The following is a 22142-nucleotide window of genomic DNA, read 5'->3' as shown; positions in this document are numbered from 1 at the left end:
AACCCAGTGTCTGCATCGACGACCGAGAACTCCACGGTTGCGGCCCCCGCCGCCGAGGACCCGGCCCCGCCGCCGGGGCGGGTGCGCTCGGCGCTGCTCAACCCGTCGGTCGTGGCGGTCCTCGCCTGGCTGGTGTTCACCCCGATCGCCCTGCTGCTGGAGCGCGCGGGCAACGACATCGACCCGTTCTCGATGCGCGGTGCCTTCATGCCGCTGGCCGCGGGCGGGGTCCTGCTGGCCGTCGGCTTCGCCGTCGCGTGCTGGAAGCGCGCGGGGGAGTGGGTCGCGGGGCTGGGCGCGGGCCTGTTCGCGGCGTGGCTCGCCTTCGCGCTGCAGACGGCCCTCAACGGGACGCCGTTCGGCTTCTCGGGGCTGGTCGGGGACATGTCGCGGATGTCGGCGGCAGCGGTCCGCTACACGGCGACGTTCTGGTCGTCGGACGCGTTCGTGCGCGACGTCCCCTCCGAGTACCCGCCGCTGTTCCCCTGGGTCGTCGGCCGCACATCGCTGCTGCTCGACATCCCGGCCTGGCGGCTGCTCGGGGTGGCCGAGGTGCTGCTGGCGTCGCTGTCGGTGGTCGCGGCGTTCGTGCTGTGGCGCAGGCTCCTGCCCGCGGGCACGGCACTGGTGATCAGCGCGTCCGGGCTGCTGGTCTGGGGCGACCCGCGCAAGTCCTTCGCCGTCATCGCCCTGTTCGTGTTCATCCCCTGGGTCATCTGCACTTTCGCCAACCCCGCGCGCGGGCGGCTGCACTGGCTGCCCGCGGGCGCCATCGGCGGCCTCATCTTCATCACCTACTTCGGCTGGTACCCCTTCGGCCTGCTCGGAGTGCTCGCGGTGGCGGTCGTGGGCCTGCTGCGCAGCTCCGCCAAGGCCCGCTACGTCACGCACGTGCTGCTCTCCGGGGTCGTGCTGCTGGTGGTGTCCTCGCCGTTCCTCATCCCGTACGTGCACGGCCTGCTCACCACCGGTGGCCAGGGCGTCAGCGACCTGTACCAGTCCTGGGAGCTGCCGGAGAACGGCTTCCCCTTCCTCGAGCCGACGATCCTGGGCGCGGTGCAGCTCGTCGGCATCGCCGGGCTCGTCTGGTACCGCAAGCGCTCGGACTGGGCCTGGCCGATGCTCTACCTGCTGATCGGCGCGTACGCGTTCTGGGTGATCATGGGCGTGCGGTTCGTGCTGACCGAGCACACCACGCTGCTGCACTACGTCCCGCGCCTGGTCGGGGCCGTGCTCGTCGCGGCGGGCGTCATCACCCTGGCCACGGCCGCCCCCGCCCTGGCACGCCGCTTCTCGTTCGCCACCCCCACCCGGGTCGGGGCCTCCGTCGTCGTCGTCGCCCTGGTCTGGGTGGGCTTCACCTACTGGGACGAGTGGCGTCCGCGCCCCTGGCTGGCAGGCTCCGGCGTGCTCGCCGAGCGGGGCAACCACTCCACCTTCGCCCACCTGGAGCCGCAGCCGGACTGCGGCTACCCCCGCTTCGCGCCCGCGGACGGCCGCATACCGTGCTTGCCGGTCACCGCGATCCAAGAGTCCGTGGAGAGCGTGCGGGGCGCGGACAGCCTGCCGACAGTCCTGTCGCCCGACGAGCGGCTGTACTCGTTCCTGCCGTGGTGGGCCTACATGGGCTCCGACCGCACCTCGGCGTCCTCCCTGGCGCGCTGGGACGACCGCAGGGCCGCCCTGGCCGAGGTGGTCGACGAGCGCGACCCCGCCGCGTTCACCGAGGCCGTGGACACCATGCAGTACGGTCCGATCGATGTCTTCCTCCTGCGCGAGACCGACGACCCCGACCGGTGGAGGATGTTCGACGAGACGTTCGAGCGCTCGCAGTTCGACCCCGCCGTCTGGACCGTCGACGACACCCTGGACGCCCCGTTCGTGGTGATCACCCGCAAACCCTGAGACCGGTGCGCTGACCGAGCGCACCGCGGCGAAGCTGGTGTTCCCGCACCCCGGCGCGCGGGAGCCGCACCCGGAGTGTGAGCAGGACGCGAAGTCCACTGTGGTCGCGTCACGTGCGGAGGCCGGTCGGTTCTCCGAGAACAGCCACGGCGGCGAGCGGATCAACAACCCGTTCATCGGTGAATTGCTGGTTACGTTCGAGGTTCTCGCATTGCCCAGCGATCCCAGCCTGCACCTGTGCGCCCAAGGGGCCGGAGTCGGCTGAGCGCCTGCGTTCGCTCGGCGAAATGGTTGCCGCCTGAACCACATCTGCCCCCAGGTGTGAGCAACACCAAGAATGTCAGACCCCCGGAATAACCTCGGCGGCACACGAGCTGTCCACTGCTGTCACGCCCATTCCGGCGAAAGGTGCCCCCATGGAGAACCCCACGCTTTCCGCGCCCTCGTCCGGCACCAGCGCGCCCGCGCCGACCGGTCGGGCGCGCCTGCGGGTGATCCTCGTCCTCGGCGCGCTGATCGCCCTCGGGCCACTCACGATCGATATGTACCTGCCCGCGCTACCAGCTCTCAGCTCCGACCTGGCGGCGTCGTCATCGTCGGTGCAGCTCACCCTGACCGGCACCCTGCTCGGTCTCGCGATCGGCCAACTGCTCATCGGCCCGATGTCCGACGCGCTGGGCAGGCGCAAGCCGCTGATCGCGGGGGTGGTGGTGCACGTCGTGGCGTCGCTGCTGTGCCTGATCGCGCCGAACGTGCTGATCCTGGGGCTGGTGCGGGTCCTGCAGGGCGTCGGCGCGGCCGCGGCGATGGTCGTCGCGCTGGCCGTGGTCCGCGACCTGTTCACCGGGCGCGCCGCCGCGACGGTGATGTCCCGGCTGATGCTGGTGATGGGCGCGGCCCCGATCCTGGCCCCGTCGCTGGGCGCGGCCGTGCTGCTGGCCGGGTCGTGGCGCTGGGTGTTCGCCGTGCTGGCCCTGCTCGGCGCGATCCTCACGGTGGTGGCCGTCGTCGGTCTGACCGAGACGCTGCCCGAGGACCGGCGCTCCCCGGCGACGGTCCGCTCGGTGCTGGGCAACTACCGGACCCTGCTGGCCGACCGCGAGTTCGTCGTGCTCGCCCTGACCTCGGCGATGGGCATGTCGGCGCTGATGGCCTACGTGTCCGGCTCGTCGTTCGTCCTGCAGGGCGGCTACGGCCTCGACCAGCAGCAGTTCGGCTTCGTCTTCGCCCTCGGCGCGGTGGCCATCATCGGCGCCGCCCAGGTCAACGTCGTGCTCCTGCGCCGCTGGACGGCCGAGGTCATCGTCCAGCGCTCCCTGTCCGCCGCGGTCGTCGCGGGAGCCGTGTTCGTCCTGGTCTCCGCCACCGGTTTCGGCGGCCTCATCGGCTTCCTGACCACCCTCACCTTCCTCCTCGCGGCCGTCGGCTTCGTCCTCCCCAACTCCCCGGCCTTGGCCCTGTCCCGCCACGGCGAGGCGGCGGGCACCGCCGCCGCCCTCCTGGGCGCCACCCAGTTCGGCATCGGCGCCCTGGTCGCCCCCCTCGTCGGAGTCCTCGGCAACGACGCCCTGGCCATGTCCGCCACCATGACCGCGGGCGTCATCGTCTCCTGGGCCGCCCTCACCACCACGTCCCGCACCCGCACCCGCGCCCGCCTCGCCACCGCCTGAGCCTGCTCCTATCAGAGATCAGTTCAGGACGAGTTCGCGGAGGCAGACGAGCGGGCGAGGCTGAGGATGACCTGGTGGGTGCTGGTTCGTCGTTCGGTGCGGATACGCGGGCGACGGTGATTCTTGAGCCAGGCGAAGGTGCGTTCCACGGGTCATCGGATCGCGGTGAGCAATGCCGTCTGCGATCGCGCGGGGCGCGATAAGAGGTTAGCTGTATTGAACTGTGCACCCGTCGGCGATGAGGACCACTGCAAGCTGGAGCCGGTCGAGCAGTAGGTGTAGGTCGTCGCCTGGGCGGTCGGTGCCGTCGTGGCCATGATCCCTGCCACGGTGAGAGCGATGGTGGTGGCAGACAGGGTGCGGTGCGACAACGTGGTGCGCATGGACGCTCCCGGTGCTCGAGTGCGGGGATGCGCCCGGGAATTCACCGTACGGCTTACGTTTCACGGTCGCCGCAGCCGTAAGGGTGAAGGGAAGGGGCGGGGTCACGCGCATGTGGCGGAGTCGGCCAGTTCATCGCGGGACGCCCTCCTGTCCTTACAGGACTTCCAGGGCCTTGAGGTCGCTGGCGTACTTGACCACCAACTCCGGGGTGATCTGGGGGACGTCCTCGCCCGTGGCCTCCAGGACAGCGGCGCGGAACCCGTCGGCGTCGGCCGAGGGGCCGTCGACCGGTGTCGCGGGTTCGGCGAAGGCTTGCATGAGGGGCAGCAGCGAGTGCCGCCGCTTGTGCTCCGGGAGGGTGCGCAAGGCCTGCTCCAGCCGTCGCAGCCAGTCGTCGTAGTCGGGGATCCGGTGGATGGGGTGGCCCGCGTCGGCGAGCCAGGTCATGAAGAGGTCGAGGGAGTGGCCGTCCGCGTGGGGGTTGAGGGTGTTGAAGGAGCGGTAGCCGGTGAAGTCGCTGCCCAGGGTGGTGATGGCCTTGGCTGTGAAATCGACTGGGAGGCCGTCGTAGTGGGCGCGGCTGTCGCTTGTGTAGAAGGAGGCGGGGGCCAGGCCGGTGGCCAGCACGCTGAACAGGAGGCGGGTGATCATGTCCGAGGTGTTGAGTTGGCCGGTGTAGCGGGTGTGGGCCAGGATCATGTCCGAGCGGAAGACCCGCACCGGCAGGCCGCACAGGTCGTGGGCCTCGCGCAGCAGTACCTCGCCCGCCCACTTGCTTGTCGCGTAGCCGTTCGCGTAAGTCTCGTCGACGGGGCGGGTCGGGGTGGCGGTGCGTGCGTCCGCGTCCTCGGTGAAACCGGGGTGCAGGACGGCTACGGTCGAGAGGTAGGTGATGGGCTTGACGCGGGTGGTGATGGCCAGGCGGATCAGCTCGGCGGTGCCTGTCACGTTGGGGCCGAAGAGTTGGTCGTAGGGGAGCATGTGGTTGACGAGGGCGGCGGGGTGGACGATGAGGTCCACGGTCTCGGCCAGGCGCGTCCACGTGGGATGGTCCAGGCCCAGGTTGTGTTCGCCGATGTCGCCCGCCAGCACGGTGAGGTTGTCGGCGAGTGCGCGGTAGTGGTGGAGGAGTTCGGGGTCCCCGCTGTCGAAGGCGGTGTCCAGACGGGCGCGGGCTGACTCGGCGTCGGTCCCTCGCACTACGCACAGCAGGGTTCCGTTGGTGGGCGCCAAGCGTTCCAGCCACTCCAGGCAGAGGAAGCGTCCCAAGTAGCCGTTGGCGCCGGTGAGCAGCACCGTGTTCGGGGGGCCGGTGACGGCCGGGAGGCCGGGTGCGGCGGTGCGGGTCTCGGGGTCGATGAACTTGTCGAGGGTCAGGTCGCGGGCGTGCACGCCGCCCGGGCCGTGCGCACCGGAGGCGGTGGGGCGGGCCGCGCCCGCGGTGATGTGGGCGGCGATGGCGGCCAGGTCGTTGGCGGGGCTGATGACGACGCTGACGGGAACCTCGACGCCGAAGATGTCGTGCAGGACGCGGGAGAACGCGAGGGCTGACAGGGAGTCGCCGCCGAGTTCGATGAAGCGGGCGGTGGGGGTGGGCTCCGAGCCCGCGGTGCCGAGCAGGGCGTGCGCGGCGCGACCGACGGTCTCGACCACGGGGCGTTCGTGGCCGGTGCGGCGCAACTCGCGTAGTCCGTCCTGCTCGCCTCGGGCCAACTCGGTGTAGCGGTCCTCCAACGCCTGGCCGTACTTGTCCCGCAGGCGGGGGCGCAACTGCTTGTTCGAGTCGGAGAGCAGGCCCTCCGCGAGGGAGAACGGCGTGGGCTCGATGATGATGTCACGCGGGATCTCGTAGGAGTTCAGCTCGGCACCCCGGAAGGAGTCCAGGACCCGCTCGCGGACGCCCGCGCCGTGCTTGGCGAGAGCGTCCTCGGTGGGCACCACCACCGCCAGCAGGAAGGAGCGCTCGCTGCTCCCGTAGACGTAGACCTGGTGGACCAGCGGGCTGGCCGCGAAGACCGATTCCAGGTGCGCGACCGCGACGAACTCGCCCTGGGCCAGCTTGAGCACGTTCTTGCGGCGGTCGACGTGGACGAGCTCGTCCGGCGCGACCTCGGCCATGATGTCGCCCGTGCGGTAGAAGCCGTCGTCGTCGAAGGTCTGGGCGTTGAGCTCGGGGCGCTTGTAGTAGCCCGGCACGGTGGTCAGCGACTTGAGCAGCAGCTCGCCGCGCGGGTGCGGGCTGTCGGTGGTGTAGTAGCCCAGCTCGGGGACGTCGACGAGCTTGTAGTCGAGCACGGGCGGGCGCAGAACCCTGTTGTCGGCGGTGATCATCCCGGCCTCGGTGCTGCCGTAGCCGTTGCGCAGGTCGAAGCCGAGCAGCTCGGTCATGAACCGGCCCAGCTCGGCCGACAGCGGGGCCGACCCGCAGGTCGCCCCGGCCACCCGGCCGCCGAGCACGTCGTCGCGCAGCGCCGCCCCGGCCGCCTCCTCGGACATGCCCTTGTCCACCAGGGACCGGTGGTGCTGGTGGAGCAGCTCGCAGACCCTCGGCACCAGCAGCAGCTCCGTCGGGCGGGTCAGCGACAGGTCCTCGAGCAGCGTCGACTGGTCGGCGCTGGCGGCGAAGTGGGCGGTCCCACCGCGCGTGAAGACGCTGAACAGGCCCGTGCGGCCCAGCGCGTGGCTCATCGGCAGGTAGACCAGGCTGGTGACCCCGGCGTCCGGGTCGCCCCACATGTTGGCCCACAGCGACGACACCCGCCGCTCGGTGTACATCGCGCCCTTGGGCGCCCCGGTGCTGCCGGAGGTGTACACCAGCAGCGCCAGCGGGTCGTCGGTGTCCCACTCCGGCTCGGGCGCGGGCGGCAGGTCCGAGCCGAGCGCGACGTCCTCGGCCAGCGTGGTGAGCACGACGGGGGAGCAGGCCAGCGCCGCACGCGCCTCCTCGACCGCGGCCGAACCGGTGTCGGTGTCGGTGTCGAACACGACCACGCGGCGGACCGAGGTGGTGGCCAGCACGGCGGCCACGGCGGCGGGCAACCGGTCCTCGCTCGTGGCCAGCACCAGCGGCTCGGCCTCCGCGATGACCGGCACGAGCTGGTCGGCGGGGGCGGCGGACGGCAACGGCACCGCCACCCCGCCCAGGCGGACCACCGCCAGGTCGACGCGGGTGTGGTCCGGGCTCGTGAAGCCCAGCGTGGCGACGAACGACCCCGCGCCTGCCCGCGTCCGGCTGTCGCCCGCCCAGGCCGCCGCGAGGGCCTCGCTCGCCGACCACAGCTCGCCGTAGGTGGCCCGCGTGTACTCGCGCGACAGGGAGGCGGTCCGCTCCCGCCACGCCATCGCGGGCCGGTCGGCGTACCCGGACATGATCGCCCGGATCTTCGGCAGCAGCCGCTCGTCCCCGGCGCGCACCACGGCGGTCACCGAGTCCAGCGGGGGTTGGACGTCGGGTGGGACAGGCGTCATGTGCACCCCTCGAACGCTCGTGCGGTCACCGACCAACATACGACGAGTCACGTTCGGGTGACTCTGGGCATCCAGGTGACATGGCGGCCGCGGTCAGCGCCCCCGGTCATCCGTCGCCACGGTGTGCCCCCCGGGGAGACGCCGTAGGGTCGGTGCCATGAGTGAGGACCAGCAGCTCCCCGAGCACGCCGAGGGCGGCAAGTACTCGGTGCGGGGCAAGGAGTTCACCCGCGACACCCGCTACATCCAGACCCGGATCACCGCAGACGGCGCCGACGGCTTCCCGGTCGAGCCGGGCCGCTACCGGCTGATCGCCGCACGCGCCTGCCCGTGGGCGAACCGGGCGATCATCGTGCACCGGCTGCTCGGCCTCGAGGACGTGCTGTCGCTGGGTCTGGCGGGCCCGGTGCACGACTCGCGCTCGTGGACGTTCGACCTCGACCCGGACGGCCGCGACCCGGTGCTGGGCGTCGAGCGGCTGCGGGAGGCCTACCTCAAGCGCGACCCCGAGTACCCGCGCGGCATCACCGTCCCGGCCATCGTCGACACCACCACCGGCGCCGTGGTCACCAACGACTTCGCGCAGATGACCGAGGACCTGTCCACCCAGTGGCGCCGGTACCACCGCGAGGGCGCCCCGGACCTGTGGCCCGAGGCCCACCGCGCCGAGATGGACACGATCAACAAGCGGGTCTACACCGAGGTCAACAACGGCGTGTACCGCTGTGGGTTCGCAGGCAGCCAGGAGAGCTACGAGGCCGCGTACGACCGCCTGTGGACCGCCCTGGACTGGCTGGAGGACCTGCTCGCCGACCGCCGCTTCCTCGTCGGCGACACCATCACCGAGTCCGACGTGCGCCTGTTCACCACGCTCGTCCGCTTCGACGCGGTCTACCACGGCCACTTCAAGTGCAACCGCGAGAAGCTGACCGAGATGCCGAACCTGTGGGCCTACGCCAGGGACCTGTTCCAGACCCCCGGCTTCGGTGACACGGTCGACTTCGACCAGATCAAGCGGCACTACTACGTGGTGCACACCGACATCAACCCGACGGCGATCGTCCCGAAGGGCCCCGACCTGTCGGGGTGGCACACCGAGCACGGCCGCGATCGCCTCGGCGGCCGCCCGTTCGGCGACGGCACGCCCCCGGCCTGACGCGGCCGGGCCACCCCCGCGGGCTCCTCCGCGCCGGGGCTATGACCAAGCCCTCCGCGCGGACAGGAGCAAGCGGGGCGCGGTCCGCGTTGGACAGGGGTGAGCACCCTCCACTTCCACGTCCTCGGCGACTCGCTCGCCGCCGGCGTCGGGTGTGCCAGCGCCGACCAGACACTCGGTCATCGCCTGACCGAGACACTGCGCCGCGCGGGCCACCCGGTCGAGTCGCACGTCCACGCGGTGTCCGGCGCCCGTTCCGCCGACCTCGCGCCCCAGGTGCGGGCCGCGACGGCGTCCACGGTCGACCTGGCCCTCATCGTCATCGGGGCCAACGACGTGAAGTCGCTGACCCCGCCCCAGGAGGGCGCGGGCCTGCTGGGCGCGGCGGTGGCGACCCTCACCGGTGTCGGCGCGGCCGTCGTCGTGGCCACCGCCCCGGACCTCAGCATCGTCTCGGCGATCCCGGCGCCCTACCGCGAGCTGGTCCGCCACGCGAGCGCGCTCTACGCGGGCGCGCAGGCCGACGCCGTCGACCGCGCGGGCGGCTCGGTCGCCGCGGTCGGGGCCGAGCTGTTCACCACCTTCCGCGCCGACCCCGGCCTGTTCTCCGCCGACCGCTTCCACCCCTCCCCGCGCGGGTACGCCCTCATCGCCGACGCCCTCGCCCCGCACGTCCTCAGCGCCGCGCGAAAGCGGAGCGTCGGAGATTACTGAGCGGATTCGGGGGTACCAGAAGGGCGACCCGGAAGGCGGAGACATCCATGGCGAACGTGGACACACCCACTGACCTGCCCAAGCAGTCATGGTTCACAGTGCTCAAGAGCACGGTGCGGCAGTTCAACCGCGACAACCTGATCGACTGGGCGGCGGCACTCACCTACTACGGGGTGCTGTCGCTGTTCCCGGCGATCATCGTGGTGACCTCGCTGCTGGCGATGCTCGGGCCGTCGGCCACCCAGACGCTGGTGGACAACATCAACGAGCTGCTGCCCGCGGACACGGCGGAGGTCGTCACCGGGGCCATCTCGGGGCTGCAGGAGACCTCGGGGGTGGCCGGGCCGCTGGCGATCATCGGGTTGCTGGGCGCGCTGTGGACGGCGAGCGGGTACGTCGCGGCGTTCATGCGCGCCTCGAACTCCATCTACGAGATGCCCGAGGGCCGCCCGGTCTGGAAGACGCTCCCGGTGCGCGTGGGCCTGACGGCGGTCGTGGTGGTGCTGCTGACGGTGTGCGTCGTGGGCATCGCGGCCACCGGCGCCGTCGCCGAGCGCCTGGGCTCGGCGCTGGGCATCGGCTCGACCGGCGTGCTGATCTGGGAGATCGCCAAGTGGCCGGTCATCGCCCTGATCGTCAGCCTCGTGTTCGCGTTCCTGTACTGGGCCGCGCCCAACGTCCGCCACCCCTCGTTCCGCTGGCTCAGCCCCGGCGGCATCCTCGCCGTCGTGCTCTGGGTGGTCGCGTCGGCGGGCTTCGCCTTCTACGTCGCCAACTTCGGCTCGTACAACAAGACCTACGGCTCCCTCGGCGGAATCATCGCCTTCCTGGTCTGGCTGTGGATCTCCAACATCGCCGTCCTCCTCGGCGCCGAACTCGACGCCGAGCTGGTGCGCGCCAAGGCCGTCACCGAGGGCAAGACCACCGACGCCGAGATCGACGACGACGACCCGGTCCTCCCGCCCCGCGACACCCGGGCCTTCGACGACGCGGACCGCGCCCAGGTCCCCGACGCCCCCACCCGCTGACGGGCGCCGGGTCAGCCCGCCAGCCCGTAGAAGTGGATCGGCGAGTTCGGCTGGTAGCCGATCCGCCGGTACACCGGGGCCCCGGCGGCGGTGGCGTGCAGGGTGGCGCGGGTCAGGCCGGTGGCCAGCCCGCCCTCGTGCAGGGCCTTGCGGGTCACCGCCTCGCCGTAGCCCCGGCGCTGCCACTGGGGGTCGGTGGCGACGAGGGCGAGGAACAGGCGGCCCGCGGCCTCGACCGCCGCGGCGCAGGCGACCGGGACACCCTCGCGCAGGGCCAAGTAGGCGTGCACGTCGGTCTTCCACAGGGCGGAGCCCGCGATCCCGTCGCGGCCGTCCTCCAGCGGGAAGCCGTAGGCGCGGGAGTTGAGGTCCGCGTAGGCGAGCAGGTGCTCGTCGGTGGTCACGCGGACGAACACCAGGTCTGGGTGTCGGGGGTCGGGGAGGGGCAGCACATCGCCCGCCATGCCGGTGCCGGGGAAGGCGTGCCGCAGGCCCGCCCGTTGCGCGGCCGCGCCCAGGGCGGCGCGTGCGCCGTCGTCGAGGAGGTCCTCGAAGAGCCAGAGGAAGCCGGGGTGCCGCTTCGCGCGCATGATGTCCGCGACCTGGCTCAGGCGCTGTTCGAGCAGGGCCGCGTCCGGGCCCACGTCGGTCAGCGTGACGCCGTTCCAGAACGCGAAACGGCAATCGGCCCAGCGCACGGCGATGCCCGGCAGGTCCCGGACGTCAGCGGCCGGGTCGCGGTCCAGGACCAGGGCGCGCCAGGCCACCGCGAGCTGCTCCACCGATTCGACCGAGGCCGTGCGGTCCGCCATCAAGACTCCTTGAGGATCGTCGGGGCCGCAGAGCATACCGAGCAAGATCACCACCCGGGCGCCGGATCTCGTTCCCTGCACCAGATCCGGCGCCCGGCGCCGGTCAGCCGGTGACCCCGAACCGGGAGCGCTCACCCGCGAGCAGGTCTTCCCGCGCCCGCGCGACCCGGGACCGGATGGTGCCGACGGGGCAGCCCACGATCTCGGCGGCCTCGGCGTAGGGCAGGCCGAGCACCTGGGTCAGCACCAGTGCCTCCCGTCGCTCCCCGGCGAGCCCGGCCAGCATGATGTCCACCTCGACGAGGTCCTCGAACCGACCCCGGGGCAGCCTGCGGTCGGCCTCGGCCTCCCAGTCGGCCGTCGCGGCGATCCGGGGCCTGCACCGGGCCATCCGGATGGTGTCGACCACGACCCGGCGGGCGATGGAGATGAGCCAGGTCCTGGCAGAGGACCGGCCCTCGAAGCGGGTGATGCTCACCAGGGCCCTGGCGTAGGTCTCCTGGGTGAGGTCGTCGGCGGCGCGGGGGCAGGCCAGGCTCGCCACCAGCCGCCACACGTCGCGTTGGGTGGCGCGGATGAACCGTTCCAGCGCCCTTCGGTCACCGTCGCGGGCTTGCAGGGCCCAGCCGGTGATCTCGTTGTCGGTTGCCACGATGGGATCCAAGCTTTCAGGGGGCGGATCGACCTGTGCCCCGGAGAGTCCGCCACCGCGCTGGACAGCCACGGGCGGCGCGGCGCGTCGACAGCGGGCATGGCGATGAGGTGGTGCGGGGGTGAACCCGGTGCGGGGAGAACAGGTCAGGCGGGCGGTCCGCGCCGAGCGGGCGCCCGCACCCATGTGGCCAGGGCCGGGGTCCTGGCGGAGGTCTCGATGGCGGGCAGCAGCAACGCCGCGGTCGCGGGCAGCACCAGCGGCCGCCTCGGCAGCGCGCTGGTCACCGCGTCGGCGGCGGCGAGCACCGCCCGGTCCGCGTGGACCAGGACGACGGCGGTGAACAGCACGGCCAGCGCGTGCCCGGCCAGCATCGCGCGCGGGTCGACGGGCGCGCCGTGCTGGTGCGCGGCTCCGGGGGTCATGGTCATCAGCCCGTGCTGCAGGACCTGCGTGACGCCCAGCGCGGTCACCATCCGCGGCAGGGCGGTCCCGCGGTCGACGAGCGGACTGCCCGCCCAGCCGGTCAGCACCGCGAGCAGGAGGACCACCCCGCTGGTCGGCGCGCCACCACCGCCGATCGCGTGCGCGGAGACGGCCAACGCCGTCGCGCAGGAGGTGACCAGTCCACTGCGCGCCACCCGCAGGGCGAGCGGCGCGACACCGGGGCGGCTGGCCATGCGGCTGATGATAGTGACGCGGGCCCGCCCGGGGATCACACCCGGGTGCTGGGCGTCAGGCGGCCTGGGCCGCGGTGTCGACCACCTTGAACAGGGCGTCCAGGCCGGTGATCCGCAGTGCGCGCGCGGGCGCGCCGCCGTGCGGGGCGACCACGCACATCCGCGCGCCGGTCGCCTCGGCGCCCTGGGCGGCCTCGGCGAGGATCGCGAGCCCGGCCGAGGCCAGGAACCGGACCTGGGTCATCTCGACCACCAGCAGCCGGGGGTCGGCCTCCCGGGCCTGGACGAGCGCCTTGCGCACCGCGGGCGCCGTGGCCATGTCGACGTCGCCGGTCACGGTCACGGTGGTCCGCGATCCGTTGTGCTCCACGGCGGTCTGCACCAGGTCGCTCATGTGCGCCTCCAGGCGACGGCCCCCCCGGATGGCGGCCGGTCGACTGCTGCCATCCTATTCGCCCGCGCCGGGCTCGGCGGGCAGGGGGACCTCGGCCCACACGACCTTGCCGCCCGGGGTGACCCGGACACCCCACTGGCTCGCGGCGAGGGCTCGCACCAGCACCAGACCCCGCCCCCGGTGCTCGCCCAGCCGGGACCGCCCCACGACCAACCGCCCCTCCGGGCTCCCGTCGTGCACCTCGACGTGCAGCGCCGCCCTGCCCCGGAACCGCCGCACCCGGACGCGGCGCGGGCCCGCCGCGTGCTCGTAGGCGTTGCTCACCAGTTCGACGCAGATCACCTGGACGTCGCGCAGCCGGTCGACGCCCAGGTCCGCCAGCTCGACCGACAGCCGCCGCCGGATCAGGGCCAGCGGCGCCACGGCGGCGGTGAGGTCCAGGTCGAGGTGCACGGTCAGCCCGTCGTCGGGGGTGTCCTCCGACGAGCACATGAACCCTCCTCGTCCCGGCAGGAAGCGGTGGCGTCCGCGGGTGCGGGATCAAGTCCGGCGCAGCACCAGCAGCGCGATGTCGTCCTGCTGGCCCTGACCGTACTTCGCCAGCACGCGGTCGCAAAGCTCGTCGAGGTCGTCGGTGTGGGCCACCGCCGCCTTGAGGTTCGCCATCCCCTCGTCGAGGTCGACGTTCGACCGCTCGACGAGGCCGTCGGTGGTCAGCAGCACCGTCGTGCCCGGGGGCAGCGGGAACTCGGTCGCCTCCGGCCTCGGCATCCCGAGGCCGAGCAGCGGCCCCCAGACGTCCAGGTACCGCCCGCCGTGCTCGTCGACGACCAGCGGCGGGATGTGGCCCGCGTTGGCCACGGCCATCGTCCCGGCCCGCGGGTCGATGAGCACGACGCACATCGTGGTCATGCCCTCGATGGGGTGGAACCGCTGCAGCATCACGTCGAGCCTGCGCAGGATCATCGCGGGGGAGTGCCCCTCCAGCGCGTAGGCGCGCAGCGCGTGCCGGGCCGCCCCCATGATCGTCGCCGCCTGGACCGAGTGCCCGCACACGTCGCCGATGGCGACCAGCACCTTGTCGTCCAGCTCGGCGACCTCGTAGAAGTCCCCGCCGATCTCGGCGTTGACGGCGGCGGGCACGTAGCGGGCGGTCATCGGCAGGTCGGGCCGGTCGGGCAGCGCGGCGGGCAGCAGGCTGCGCTGCAGGGTCAGCGCGAGGTTGTGCTCCTCGGTGATCGTGCGCAGCGCGTTCGCCGCCAGCGCGGTCGCCTGGGCGAGCTGCAGCAGCAGGTTGCGGTCGTCCGGCCCGCTCGCGGCGGCCGGGTCGACCGCGATGCAGATCGGCGGCTTGCCGGGTTTCGCCCTGGCCAGCGCCACCACCACCGGCGGGTCCTGGTCCACGGTGGCGATCCGGCCGTCGCCGTGCGCGCCGCGCACCGAGGTGGTCGCCCGGTCCAGCAACCCCGACGTGTCGGTGCGCAGCACGGCCTGCCCGTCACGGCAGTCGGCGGCCCGGACGGCGCCCGCGGGCGTCACGACGACCGCGGTCGCGGCGCAGTCGAGAACCGCGGCGGCCCCGGTCGCCGCCGCGGCCACCAGCTCGTCGAACGTCGGCGCGGCGTTGATCGCCAGCGTGGCGGTGGTCAGCTCGGTGAGCTGGTCGGCCAGGTGCTCGGCCAGCGCCCTGGCCCGGTGGTAGCGCAGGGCGGCCTCGACGTTGGCGATCAGCTCACCCGGCTCGACCGGCTCGGTGAGGTAGGCGTCCGCGCCGCGGGTCAGCCCGGCGATCTTGTCGCCCGGCTCGACGTAGGCCGCCGAGATCAGGATGACCGGCACGGAGCTGGTGCGCGGGTCGGCCTTGATCCGCTCGGTGACGTCGAACCCGTCCATGTCCGGCAGCCGCACGTCCAGCAGGACCACGTCGACCTCGGTGCTGGCCAGCAGCGCCAGCGCCTCGCCGCCGGTGGCCGCCTCGATCGCGTCGTGCCCGTTGCGGCGCAGCCAGCTCGAGGCGACGAACCGGCTGGCCTCCAGGTCGTTGACGACCAGCACGCGCGCGGGCTCGGCCGCCCGCCCGGCGGTCACCTCGGCACCGCCGCGCGGACGGCGACCCGGGCTTCCCGGACCGCGCGCCGCACGGTCTGCGCGGAGGTCCTCGACCTGTCCAACAAGGCCGCGCCCAGCCCGGACATGGTGCGCGCCAGTGCGCCGGGGTCGTCGCCGCAGACCACCACGACTGGTACCTCCCGCAGGTCGGGGTCGAGTCGGAGCACGGACAGGATCGCGCTGCCGCTCATCAGCGGCGTGCTAGCGCTCAAGAAGATCAGGTCGGGTCGCTCCCGCTTGGCCAGCGCGAGCGCGGCCCGGCCGTCGCCTGCCTCGAGCACGTGCCCGGCCACCCCGTCGAGCGACTCCCGGAGCCGGTCGCGCGCCTCGGCGTCGCCGTCGACCACGAGCGCGCGGCCGAACCGGACGTCCTCCACGACCTCCCCGCCGCCGAGCGGCAGCACCAGGCTCACCTCGGTGCCGACGCCGGGCTCGCTGGTCAGCGTCAGCTCGCCGCCGAGGAGCTGGGCGAGCGTGCGCGCGTAGGGCAGGCCCAAGCCGGTGCCCGTCGTGCCCACCTGGGCGGGGCCGGGGACCTGGTAGAACTCCTCGAACACCTTGTCCTGCTCCTCGACGGGGATGCCGATGCCGGTGTCCCTGACGACGAAGCGGAGGTCGCCGGACCCGGGGACGTGCCGCGCCGAGAGCCGCACCTCGCCGCGCTCGGTGAACTTCACGGCGTTGGACAGCAGGTTGCGCAGGATCCGGACCAGGATCGTCTCGTCGCTGAGCAGCAGCGGCAGCGGCGGCAGCGGATCGACGACGAGTTCGACCTCGGCGGAGCGCAGCGTGGGCTGCAGCGTCCCCCGCAGCTCCGCGAACACGTAGTCCAGGGCCACCGGAGCGGGCACCGGCACCAGGCTGCCCGACTCGGCTTTGGCCGTGTCGAGCAGCTCGTTGACCAGCGCCAGCAGCGTCGCGCCGGAGTGGTTGATGAGCTGGACCTGGTGGCGCTGGTCGGCGTCGAGCGTCTCGGGGGTCGAGCCGAGCAGCCGGGCGAGGCCCACCACGGAGTTGATCGGCGCGCGCAGCTCGTGGCTGATGTTGGACCAGAACCGGGTGCGCGCCTCGGCGGACTCGCGCAGCCGGGCCGACTTCTCGTCCAGCTCGGCGTAGAGGGCGACCACGCCCTGGTTGGTCTGCTCCAGCTCGTCGGTGAGCTGCTGGTAGAGCGCGAGCACGCCCTGGTTGGTCTCCTCCAGCTCGGCGTTGAGCCGCTCCAACCCCACGGTCTTGGTCTGCAGGTCCTCCAGGGTCTCCAGCAACTGCTGGTTCTGGATGCGCAGCTCGTCGAGGGAGTTCCCGCCGCCGCTGGTCTGGATCCGGTCCCGCAGGTCGCCCACGACGTCGGAGGTGATCAGCTCGGTGCGCGCGGGGACGGCCTTGAGCAGGACGAGCCCGTTCTCGGTCGGCCGCACCTCGTCCATGAGCCGCCGCGCGGTGTCCCACCCGCCGCCGGAGCCGGTGGGCGGGTCCCCGCGCCAGGTCAGCTCGACGACGAGCGCGGGGGAGGGGCGGGTGCGCAGCCAGAAGGCCACCGCGACCGTCACCGAGTTCCGGACCAGCTCGCGGCCGAGGTCGCTGAGCGCCGTGGCCACCCGGATCTGGTCCTGCGCGTCGAGGCCGACCACCGCCGCGACCTGGCGGCCGCGCTGGCGGACCAGGAACACGTCCGACTCCTCGCGCACCACCAGGCGCAGCAGCTCCCCGTTCGCCACCGTCATCCCGGCCTGCCGACCAGCACGCAGGCGTCGTCCTTGCGGACCCCGGCCTCCCGCAGCAGCGTGGCGGCGACCAGCACCGGCGGCTCGGCGGCCACGTCGCCGCACTGCTTGACGTCCCAGCGCTCGGTGAGCCCGTCGGAGTGCAGCACGACCACCCCGTTGTCGGGGACCGCGTAGTCGAACGAGCGGATGGTGCGCGCCTGGTGCCCGGCCACCCCGGGCACCGAGATCATCCCCTGCTTGCGCCCGGGGCTGAGCACCGCGGCGGCGATGTTGCCGAGCCCGGCGAACCGCACGGCCCGGGTCTCCAGATCGATCGCCGCGACCGCGACCGCGCCGCCGCGGGTGCCGCGCAACGCGGCGTGGAACCGGCGCACCAGCTCCTCCGGCGGCAGGTCGGGGCGCTCGTGGAACACCCGCACCGCCGCCGCCGACGCGACGGCCGCCAGGTGGCCGTGGCCGGAGCCGTCGCACATCATCAGCGTGAGCCTGCCGGGGGCGCGGCACACGGCGTAGGCGTCGCCGCAGACCAGCTCGTCCCTGATCGCCCTGGTGAGGCCCGCGGCGACGTCGCTGTGCGGGGCCGGTCGCGCCGCGCCCTGGCGGTGGAACCGCGCGACCTGGACGGTGCCCCTGCCCGGCTGCGAGGACATCGAGCAGGCGTTGGACAGCCTGATCACCGCGCCCAGCCCGACCCCGAGCGTGCCCGAGGTCGACTGGCCGTCCTGCCTGGCCAGCGCGAGGTCGCCGATGCCCGGCCCGCTGTCGATCGCGACGACCTCCACCGCCACCTCGGTGACCGACTCCCGCACCGAGCGCACCAGCACGACGCCCTCCTTGGCGTGCTTGTGCAGGTTGCTGCCGATCTCGGTGACCGCGATGCCCACCTCGGCCGCCCGCGTGGCGGAGAAGCCGAGCTGGTCGGCCAGCGCCGTCACCACCCGGCGCACGCGGCCGACCTGGGTCCGCTCGTCGACCGCCAGCCACGCGACGTCGGCCACCAGCGGGTGGCACGACGCCGGGATCACCTGGTCCACTTGACCACGGTCACCGTCGTGCCCCCGCCCGGCTCGGTGTCCAGCTCGAACACGTCGACCAGCCGCCGCGAGCCGCTGAGCCCGAGGCCGAGGCCGCTGCCGCTGCTCCAGCCGTCGGCCAGCGCCAGCGTCAGGTCCGGGATGCCGGGGCCCTCGTCGTGGAAGCTGGCCCGCACCCCCCTGCGCCTGCCGTCGACGACCTCCTCGACGCGGGCCAGGCCGCCGCCGCCGTGGATCAGCGTGTTGCGGGCCAGCTCGCTGGCGGCCGTGACCACCTTGGTCTGGTCGACCAGCGAGAGCCTGACCCGCTGCGCGCAGTTGCGCACCGCCTGCCGCACCCGGACGACGTCCTCGTCGGCGGCGATCCGCAGTTCCTCCGGCCCTGCCGACCCGGCGGTGGTCATGCGTCCCGCGCGTCGAACGTGGCGCCGGTGCCGACGCCGAGCCCGCGCAGGATCTCCATGCCGCGTTCCAGGTCCAGGGCCGTGCGCACCCCGTCGAGGGTGAGCCCGAGCTCGACCAGCGTGATCGCCACCGCCGGGCGCATGCCGACGACGACGGTGTCGGCGTCGAACAGGCGTGAGAGCGAGGCGATGGTCGCGAACATCCGGCCGATGAACGAGTCGACGATGTCCACCGCCGAGATGTCGATGACCACGCCGTGCGCGCCGGTGGCGGAGATCTTCTCGGCGAGGTCCTCCTGCAGCGCCAACACGCTCTGGTCGTGCAGGTCCACCTGGATGGAGACGAGGAGGATCCCGCCGATCTTCAGGATCGGCACCCGCTCCATCAGCCGGTCCTCCCGGCCTGGCGCACGACGTCGACGCCCTCGCGGCGCAGCGCGTGCCGCAGCGCGTCGGCCAGCGACGCCTTGGTGACGATGTCGCCGAACTCGATGCCCAGCGCCACGATCGTCTGCGCGATCTGCGGCCGGATACCGGACACGACGCACTCCGCGCCCATCAGCCGGGCGGCGACCACCGTCTTGAGCAGGTGCTGGGCGACCTGGGTGTCGACCGCCAGCACGCCGGTGATGTCGATGATGGCCTGGTCGGAGCCGGTCTCGATCAGCGCCTCGAGCAGCTTCTCCATCACGACCTGGGTGCGCGCGGAGTCCAGCGTGCCCACCAGCGGGACCGCGAGGACGCCCTCCCAGATCTTCACGACCGGGGTGGTCAGCTCGAGCAGCTGCTCCGACTGCTCGTTGATGATCTCCTCGCGTGCGCGAGCGTAGATCTCGAACGTGAACAGACCCAGACCGTCCAGCAGGCTGGAGAACGCCAGGACCTCACGGAACAGCTTGGGGTCGTCGTCGCTCTCGGTGAGCTCGAACACCACCCGCTTGAGGGAGAAGACGCTCACCGCCGTCTCCGACGGGGTGAAACCCTGCTTGACCCGCGTCCGGGAGTACTCCTCCAACAGCGACTTGAGCTCGCCGAGGTCCGCCGCCCCGCCCCGGGCGGTCTCCTCGACGACCGGCGTGAGGGCCGTGTAGAACTCGCGGAAGTCGCGCTCGAGCTCCTGGCCCGTCGAACGCCCGCGCAGCTCCTCCACCGCGGTGTCCACCCAACGGCGGACCAGCGTGTCGCCGTTGGCTCGCAGCAACCCCGCCAGGCGGTGAACGGGCTCAGCGTCCGCTGTCACCCAGGCCTCCTCGAATAGGTAAGAACACGGGCCTCGTCCACGCGGAACCCTTGTTGTGTCCAGGCGGGCGAAGCTGGGTTATCGCGTCAACCTAGTTGGCCCGGTCGCGCGCCAGCAAGGTGACCCGGCTTCGGGTCCGGGCCGTCGCCACCGGTCCGCCACAGCGCGGTCCCCCGGACACACATCGTGGCCGTTTGCGGACGCTTCCGTGTTTCCGCACACCAACGGGATTAGGCGTGGTGAATCTGGGTATGCGCTGCTCCGTGCCCCTATGCCCAGATGTGGCTCACCCGCGGACAGCCGGGTCCGGCCGCCGGTGAACGACCTCGTCAACGCCCGCGTGGACGGGTTCTCGGTCGAGGTGCCCGGCCGCGGCAGCGAGCTGGGCCGGGTCCGCCGCTGCCTGGGCGGCTGGCTCAGCGCGCGGGGCATCGCCCGCGGGCTGGCCACCGATATCCTGCTCGCCGTCGACGAGGCCATGGCCAACAGCGTCGAACACGGCTACCGCGACACCGACGGGGGGCACGTCCGGGTCGCGGCCACGGTCGGGGGACCCCATCTGACCGTCACCATCAGCGACAACGGGAGCTGGCGCCCACCGCGGTTCGACCCCGCCGCGCACCGGGGCCGGGGCCTCGACATCATGCGCGCCCTGGCCGACACCGTCACCGTCGACACCGGCGACGGCACCACGGTGACCTTGGTCCTGCCCCTCGCGGAGGCCCCCGGCGCCACTCGCGGGTGACCGTCCACAGTGGTGGTCTAGACGCTGCGCAGGACGGAGACGACGACGCCGAGGATGGTGGCGTTGTCGCCGTCGATGGTGGCGTAGGCGGGGTTGCGCGGTTCCAGGTGGATGTGGCCGCCGCGGCGCTGGAAGACCTTGACGGTGGCCTCGTCGTCGATCATGGCGGCCACGATCTGACCGCTGTGGGCGTCGGGCTGCTGGCGCACGACCACCGTGTCGCCGTCGCAGATGGCGGCGTCGACCATGGAGTCGCCGCGCACGCGCAGGGCGAACACCGTGCCGCGCCCGGTCAGCTCGCGGGGCAGCGTGAGCGTGTCGTCGAGGTGCTGCTCGGCGGAGATCGGCGCGCCCGCGGCGATGTCGCCGACGACCGGGACGGCCACGGAGTCGTCGTCCCGCTCGGGTGAGCGGGCGCCGTCGAGGAACAGGCGCACGTCCATCGGCCGCGACACCGACTCGCCGCGGCGCAGGAAACCCTTCTCCAACACGCAAACACGGGATCTATCCCCATCCGGAGTGTGACACTCCGTGTTGGGATGATCATGTTTCGAACTGTATCAGGCCACGTCGAAGGCTTCAACGACTGGTTTGGAGTGACTATGGGTGACGGTTTAGTGATGTGGTCTGCTGCAGGCGCAGTGCTCGCGGTTTGGCAGCTTCGGCTGGCCCGCGCCGGGCTGGCAGGCAGCGGCAGGTCGCTCTCATGGTGCTGTACACGACGCGATCAAGCCTCAGGTCAGGCAGTCGGACGCTCAACGCGGACGGGGGCGGGCCGGGTGTGACGGTGCTCGACGCTCGGTTCCTGCGGTGGCGCTCGGGCGTGCCGGGCCGTAGAGCCTTCGGTGGCACGGGCGCGGGCTTGCTCGGCGACGGAGGCGCTCGCGCGCTCCGACTGCCGGGCAATTTGGTACTGGGGGGGCTCATGCTGCGTCGGTGATGAACGACGCCTTCGTGGCGTTCTGACGCGACTTGCCGGAGACGAACCGATGCCGCCCGGCCCACTTCGCGCTCGGACGGCGAACCCTGATCTCGGTAGCGTCCATCAACCCCCGTCAACCCGGTGTGATCGAGATGGGCAATCACACCGGCCAAGGTCCGCAACCGGACACCGCCCTCGATACGACAACCCCGCTCGGCCAGCAGAGGGCGAATTGCGTTGACCGCACGGGTGACCGTTGAGCGGTCTACCCGAAACCACGCTGCCAACACATCACGGGTGGCGTTGTGAGACAGACATACCAGCGTCGCCGACAACCGGTTGACGAACACCAACCGGTACCTCGCACTCGCACCAGGCGCTCGACGCCGCGGCCTGTCGGCCAAGCGGGCGTCCTGACGCGCCTTTCAGACCAGGCCGATCTTGGCCACCAGATCTGCGATCACCCCCGTCGACAGCCTGGACCCCCGACGCACCACAGCCATACGACTCAGACCAAGATCATCTCAGCCGACCGCCGCAACCGTGCACGAGGTCGTTAGTCTGCAGCTACGGGATGGACGACCAACGTCCATGCTTCAGTGCGGTGTTCTCGACCAGGGATTGGTTCGGCGGCCTTGGTGATCCTAATGGTGTAGCGGCCGGGTGAACCGAGATCGACTGTGAGGTCGTCCGGAGACGCGGTTGTCGCGCAGAGCGTCACGCGGCCGGTCGGTGTTGTGAAGACGCCGGTGTAGAGGCTGGTTAGCTCGGGGGGTTCGTGTGACCAGACCTCGAGTCGAATCGTTGCCCGGACGGACTGGGCGTAGGCGTTGAAACCGACGCCGCCATTGCCGGTTCGTGCCAGGTCGGGGCCTCCGGTCGGCAGGTCCATGGTGCTGAAGTCGCTGAAGTGGTCGAAGAGGAAGAACTGGGAGAACTCGATCGGCAGGTCGGCCTCGTACACCTGCGGTGCTTCCACTTCGGCTCCTCCTTGTTGCTGGCTGCGGCGGCCTTGGGTTGACCGCCGCAGCATCTGTGGAGCCACGGCTCTGGCTGAAGGTGACTGGCAGCATATCCTGGATAGGCACCGGCCCGGCG

22 protein-coding genes and 1 pseudogene are annotated in these 22142 nt (G+C 72.1%); 7 read left to right on the top strand and 16 right to left on the bottom strand.

The genetic code is table 11. The features are described from left to right. Positions 1-6 precede the first annotated feature (6 nt). The 3 genes from GCL84_RS14125 to GCL84_RS14115 all read left to right on the top strand — a co-directional run bounded on the left by GCL84_RS14125 (position 7) and on the right by GCL84_RS14115 (position 3575). Positions 7-1905, top strand: a complete 1899-nt coding sequence (locus GCL84_RS14125; protein WP_156755919.1) for an arabinofuranosyltransferase — start codon at positions 7-9, stop codon at positions 1903-1905. Positions 1906-1942: 37 nt separating this feature from the next. Further along, entirely contained in the window at positions 1943-2170 is a 228-nt protein-coding gene (locus tag GCL84_RS14120) for a hypothetical protein (protein WP_156755918.1), read from the top strand. Between the two features lie 151 nt (positions 2171-2321). Then, entirely contained in the window at positions 2322-3575 is a 1254-nt protein-coding gene (locus GCL84_RS14115; RefSeq protein WP_156755917.1) for a multidrug effflux MFS transporter, read from the top strand. Between the two features lie 152 nt (positions 3576-3727). Here GCL84_RS14115 and GCL84_RS14110 read toward each other — a convergent pair whose 3' ends face one another. Together GCL84_RS14110 and car are read right to left on the bottom strand one after the other, a co-directional pair. After that, positions 3728-3958 carry a hypothetical protein gene (locus GCL84_RS14110; protein ID WP_156755916.1) on the bottom strand — a complete coding sequence of 77 codons (231 nt, stop codon included), beginning with the start codon at positions 3956-3958 and terminating at the stop codon, positions 3728-3730. 154 nt (positions 3959-4112) lie between these two features. Continuing rightward, complete coding sequence (car, locus tag GCL84_RS14105; protein ID WP_197523240.1) at positions 4113-7427, bottom strand: carboxylic acid reductase; 3315 nt, start codon at positions 7425-7427, stop codon at positions 4113-4115. Positions 7428-7584: 157 nt separating this feature from the next. Between car and GCL84_RS14100 the strand changes: the two genes are divergently transcribed. The 3 genes from GCL84_RS14100 (at position 7585) to GCL84_RS14090 (ending at position 10325) form a co-directional block, all read left to right on the top strand. Beyond that, the gene (locus GCL84_RS14100) at positions 7585-8583 is read left to right on the top strand and encodes a glutathione S-transferase family protein (protein ID WP_156755914.1); all 999 of its coding nucleotides are present in this window, start codon (positions 7585-7587) and stop codon (positions 8581-8583) included. Between the two features lie 99 nt (positions 8584-8682). Beyond that, a complete protein-coding gene (locus tag GCL84_RS14095) occupies positions 8683-9297 on the top strand; it encodes an SGNH/GDSL hydrolase family protein (RefSeq protein ID WP_156755913.1) in 615 nt (204 codons plus the stop codon). 47 nt (positions 9298-9344) lie between these two features. Beyond that, positions 9345-10325, top strand: a complete 981-nt coding sequence (locus GCL84_RS14090) for a YihY/virulence factor BrkB family protein (RefSeq protein WP_156755912.1) — start codon at positions 9345-9347, stop codon at positions 10323-10325. 11 nt (positions 10326-10336) lie between these two features. Here GCL84_RS14090 and GCL84_RS14085 read toward each other — a convergent pair whose 3' ends face one another. The 11 genes from GCL84_RS14085 to GCL84_RS14035 form a co-directional block, all read right to left on the bottom strand. Beyond that, positions 10337-11137: a GNAT family N-acetyltransferase gene (locus tag GCL84_RS14085; RefSeq protein ID WP_156755911.1), complete on the bottom strand. Its 801-nt coding sequence runs from the start codon at positions 11135-11137 to the stop codon at positions 10337-10339. Between the two features lie 103 nt (positions 11138-11240). Further along, complete coding sequence (locus tag GCL84_RS14080; RefSeq protein ID WP_235926239.1) at positions 11241-11789, bottom strand: sigma-70 family RNA polymerase sigma factor; 549 nt, start codon at positions 11787-11789, stop codon at positions 11241-11243. Between the two features lie 146 nt (positions 11790-11935). Then, a complete protein-coding gene (locus GCL84_RS14075) occupies positions 11936-12469 on the bottom strand; it encodes a hypothetical protein (RefSeq protein ID WP_156755909.1) in 534 nt (177 codons plus the stop codon). 55 nt (positions 12470-12524) lie between these two features. Then, positions 12525-12863, bottom strand: coding sequence for an STAS domain-containing protein (locus GCL84_RS14070; RefSeq protein WP_156755908.1), 339 nt, complete (start codon positions 12861-12863; stop codon positions 12525-12527). Positions 12864-12917: 54 nt separating this feature from the next. Continuing rightward, complete coding sequence (locus GCL84_RS14065; RefSeq protein WP_156755907.1) at positions 12918-13355, bottom strand: ATP-binding protein; 438 nt, start codon at positions 13353-13355, stop codon at positions 12918-12920. 48 nt (positions 13356-13403) lie between these two features. Beyond that, positions 13404-14951 carry a fused response regulator/phosphatase gene (locus tag GCL84_RS14060; RefSeq protein ID WP_156755906.1) on the bottom strand — a complete coding sequence of 516 codons (1548 nt, stop codon included), beginning with the start codon at positions 14949-14951 and terminating at the stop codon, positions 13404-13406. Beyond that, entirely contained in the window at positions 14948-16696 is a 1749-nt protein-coding gene (locus GCL84_RS14055) for an ATP-binding protein (protein WP_156755905.1), read from the bottom strand. The genes GCL84_RS14060 and GCL84_RS14055 overlap by 4 nt, the downstream gene beginning before the upstream one ends. Further along, a complete protein-coding gene (locus GCL84_RS14050; RefSeq protein WP_235926237.1) occupies positions 16693-17733 on the bottom strand; it encodes an ATP-binding SpoIIE family protein phosphatase in 1041 nt (346 codons plus the stop codon). The genes GCL84_RS14055 and GCL84_RS14050 overlap by 4 nt, the downstream gene beginning before the upstream one ends. Next, entirely contained in the window at positions 17721-18137 is a 417-nt protein-coding gene (locus GCL84_RS14045) for an ATP-binding protein (RefSeq protein ID WP_156755904.1), read from the bottom strand. Before GCL84_RS14045 ends, GCL84_RS14050 begins: the two co-directional genes overlap by 13 nt. Beyond that, a complete protein-coding gene (locus tag GCL84_RS14040) occupies positions 18134-18523 on the bottom strand; it encodes an STAS domain-containing protein (protein WP_156755903.1) in 390 nt (129 codons plus the stop codon). Before GCL84_RS14040 ends, GCL84_RS14045 begins: the two co-directional genes overlap by 4 nt. Then, positions 18523-19377 carry an STAS domain-containing protein gene (locus tag GCL84_RS14035; protein ID WP_156755902.1) on the bottom strand — a complete coding sequence of 285 codons (855 nt, stop codon included), beginning with the start codon at positions 19375-19377 and terminating at the stop codon, positions 18523-18525. The genes GCL84_RS14040 and GCL84_RS14035 overlap by 1 nt, the downstream gene beginning before the upstream one ends. Positions 19378-19693: 316 nt before the next feature. Between GCL84_RS14035 and GCL84_RS14030 the strand changes: the two genes are divergently transcribed. Continuing rightward, the gene (locus tag GCL84_RS14030; protein WP_197523239.1) at positions 19694-20122 is read left to right on the top strand and encodes an ATP-binding protein; all 429 of its coding nucleotides are present in this window, start codon (positions 19694-19696) and stop codon (positions 20120-20122) included. A gap of 17 nt (positions 20123-20139) precedes the next feature. Here GCL84_RS14030 and lexA read toward each other — a convergent pair. From lexA to GCL84_RS14015, 3 genes and pseudogenes are all read right to left on the bottom strand, one after another. Next, positions 20140-20607: pseudogene (gene lexA, locus GCL84_RS14025) on the bottom strand (transcriptional repressor LexA); the annotation flags it as partial. 115 nt (positions 20608-20722) lie between these two features. After that, positions 20723-21394 carry a helix-turn-helix domain-containing protein gene (locus GCL84_RS30965; RefSeq protein ID WP_197523238.1) on the bottom strand — a complete coding sequence of 224 codons (672 nt, stop codon included), beginning with the start codon at positions 21392-21394 and terminating at the stop codon, positions 20723-20725. Between the two features lie 206 nt (positions 21395-21600). Next, a complete protein-coding gene (locus tag GCL84_RS14015) occupies positions 21601-22023 on the bottom strand; it encodes a hypothetical protein (protein ID WP_156755899.1) in 423 nt (140 codons plus the stop codon). Positions 22024-22142: the final 119 nt, after the last annotated feature.

It is taken from the genome of Actinokineospora pegani, from assembly GCF_009745975.1.
Lineage (GTDB): Bacteria > Actinomycetota > Actinomycetes > Mycobacteriales > Pseudonocardiaceae > Actinokineospora > Actinokineospora pegani.
This window is presented reverse-complemented; position numbering and strand designations above follow the sequence as displayed.